The sequence below is a fragment of the Imperialibacter sp. EC-SDR9 genome (genome assembly GCF_902498805.1).
Classification (GTDB): Bacteria; Bacteroidota; Bacteroidia; order Cytophagales; family Cyclobacteriaceae; genus Imperialibacter.
Map to the genome: position 1 here is coordinate 1 of NZ_LR701631.1, position 1315 is coordinate 1315.

At 46.8% G+C, this 1315-nt stretch carries 1 protein-coding gene; it reads left to right on the plus strand.

Annotated features, from left to right (window positions below; translation table 11 throughout):
• Window positions 1-54: 54 nt before the first annotated feature.
• Window positions 55-1315: IS1380 family transposase (locus tag GC130_RS25490; RefSeq protein ID WP_152001201.1), on the plus strand; the 1261-nt coding region annotated here is incomplete at its 3' end.

Genomic DNA, 1315 nt, shown 5'->3' on the forward strand with positions numbered 1-1315 from the left:
TTTTTTTCGACCACAATTGCACGATTTTCCGTGTCATTTTAACTTACATGGCAGATGGACTTAAAACTGGCCTTTACTGACAAAGAAATCACCCCCTGGAGTGGGATGGTTTTCATGAAAAAACTGCTTGATCAAACGGGTATTCTCACCAAGCTCCAATCTTTTGACCTGCCCGGTCAAGGCTCCAACCGGGGATATGACCCCATCCAGTTGATCACTTGTTTCATGGTCAGTGTCTGGTGTGGGGCCAATAGGTTCGAACACCTGGAAGTGGGTCGCTTTGACGAGGTGTTGAGGAAAATTTTTGGATTCAAATCGATGGCCGGCCATAAGGCGTACCAGCGGTATTTCAGTAAGTTTAGCCTTGCCACTAATCATCAGGTTTTCAGTGCGCTGAGCCAGTGGTTTTTCTCTCAGGTTAAATTGGACAACTACACTTTGGACGTGGACTCCACAGTATGTACACGTTACGGCAACCAGCAAGGAGCCAAGCGGGGATACAATCCGACTAAGCCCGGAAGAAATTCTCATCACCCGTTGCTGGCCTTCGTGGATGAATGCAAGATGGTGGCCAACTTCTGGCTCAGAAGCGGGGATGCCTACACCACCAACAATTTTCTCTCTTTCCTGGAAGACACTCTGCACCGAATGGAGGGTAAGCACATCAGCCTGTTGAGAGCTGACAGCGGTTTTTACAGCAAAGCAATATTCGATTATTTGGAAGGAAAGGCCATTAAATACATCATCGTAGCACGCCACTACCGCACCATTCAGCAGAAGGTGGCCGGACTAAAAAACTGGTGGAACCTGGGCGATGGACTACAGATCACTGAAACGACCTATCAGAGTGATACATGGGCAGCACCCCGTCGTTTGGTGGTGGTTCGCCAGCAAATCCAAAAAAGGCCCAAGGCCACAGGTAAACAACTCAAGCTTTTCGCTGAGGAAGGAATATACAAAAACTATCGCTACAGTTGCTATATCACCAATGTTGACCTATCGGCCCAGATGGTTTGGAACATGTACAGAGGAAGGGCCGATTGTGAAAACCGTATCAAAGAGATAAAGGCTGATTTTGGGTTCGACAACTTCAATATGCAAGACTTTGCTGCCACAGAGGCCGCACTGAATTTTGTGGTGGTCGCATACAACATCATGACCCTATTCAAACAAGCCGTCCTCAAGTCTGACAAGCTCCATCAACTCAAAACACTCAGGTATAAAATCTTTGCTATTGGGGGCTATATAACCAAATCCGGCAGTCAGAAAATACTCAACCTTTCTCTGGCAATGAAACGAAGAAAATGGATTGAAG